The organism is Sphingomonas sp. (assembly GCF_048594985.1).
Lineage (GTDB): Bacteria > Pseudomonadota > Alphaproteobacteria > Sphingomonadales > Sphingomonadaceae > Sphingomonas_I.
Window position 1 is genome coordinate 1 of sequence record NZ_JBMDXG010000273.1, and the last position, 1,615, is coordinate 1,615.

At 68.5% G+C, this 1,615-nt stretch carries 1 protein-coding gene and 1 pseudogene; both read right to left on the bottom strand.

Annotation, left to right across the window (positions count from 1 at the left end):
• Positions 1-597, bottom strand: a pseudogene (locus tag ACOJSF_RS11035) (hypothetical protein); the annotation flags it as partial.
• A gap of 4 nt (positions 598-601) precedes the next feature.
• The coding region (locus ACOJSF_RS11040; RefSeq protein WP_420142250.1) for a 4Fe-4S dicluster domain-containing protein at positions 602-1,615 on the bottom strand (1,014 nt) is incomplete at its 5' end.

Below are 1,615 nucleotides of genomic sequence, written 5' to 3' on the forward strand. Positions count from 1 at the left end.
CAGCCGGGCGGGGCCGCTCTGCGCCTTCTCCTCGCTTCGGAACTGCGCCAGCGCCTCCGGCAGCTTGCCCTGCGCGAGCAGGACCAGCATCCGCTGCTCGGCGAAATAGGCGCGCGCAAGTTGCTGCTCCCGCGCCGGATCGATAATCGCGAGCGGATCGCCGCTCTTGCCCCCTTGCGCCGCCCACCCTCGCAGATAAAGCGCGAGGAAGCCGAACAGCCGCTCTTTCTCCAGCGCGTCGGCGGCGGCGCGCACGCCCGCCCAATCCTTGGTCCGCAGCGCATCGAGCGCGAGGAGAAGGCGACCGTCGGCGGGCAGCTCGCCCGCCGTGTACAGCCGGCGCGCGGTGCGCAGCGCGAGCGTCATGTCCCCCGACGTGAGCGCCTGCCGATAGGCGCGTTGCGCGATCGCGATGTCGTCGGGATCGCGTGCCAGCAACGCGGCGAGATCGGCGCTCGCCGCGGTGGCGTCGCCCGCCGCCTCCGCCACCCGCGCGCGGACGTAGAGCGTCGCGTCCGATGGCGCGCGAACAGGCGCGACCGCGCTTACCGGGACCGCCAGCAGCGCGATCAGGGGAAGGAATAGGATCTGGCGCATCGGCTCACATGTTCGGGTAATTGGGACCGCCCCCACCTTCGGGCACCACCCAGTTGATGTTCTGGGTCGGGTCCTTGATGTCGCACGTCTTGCAGTGGATGCAATTCTGCGCGTTGATCTGCAGGCGCGGGTCGGACGTGTCCCGGCCGACGATCTCATACACGCCCGCTGGGCAATATCTTTCCTCCGGCGCGTCATAGCGCGCCAGGTTGACCGCGATCGGCACCTCCGCATCCTTCAGCGTCAGATGGATCGGCTGATCCTCCTCGTGATTGACGTTGGACAGGAACACCGACGACAGCCGGTCGAAACTGATCACCCCGTCCGGCTTCGGATAATCAATCGGCGCCACCATGTCCTTGCGCCACAGCGTGTCGCTGTCGCGGTGGTGGCGGAAGGTGTAGGGGAGCCCGATCCCAAGCCCGCGCATCACCATGTCGGCCCATGCCCACAGGGTGCCGAGCAGCGGGCCGAAGCGGGCGACCGCCGGCTCGGCATTGCGCACCTTCTTCAGCTCGTCGGCGATCCAGCTTGCCTCCACCGCCGGCTGATAGTCCGCCAGAACGTCGCCGCAGCGGCCGACTGCGATCGCCGCCGCCGCCGCCTCGGCCGCGAGCATGCCGGACTTCATTGCGGTATGCGTGCCCTTGATGCGCGGGACGTTCACAAAGCCCGCCGCGCAGCCGATCAGCGCCCCGCCGGGGAAAGCGAGCGTCGGCACCGACTGCCAGCCGCCCTCATTGATCGCGCGCGCGCCATAGCTCACCCGCCTCCCGCCTTCGAGGATCGGGCGGATCGCCGGATGCTGCTTCCAGCGCTGGAACTCTTCGAACGGCGACAGATGCGGGTTGGAATAGCCGAGCCCCACCACGAAGCCGAGCGCGACCTGGTTGTTCCCCTGATGATAGAGGAAGCCTCCGCCGACCTCGCCCGCCAGCGGCCAGCCCTGCGTATGGATCACGCGGCCGGGCACATGCTTGGCGGGATCTATGTCCCAAAGCTCCTTGAAACCAAGACC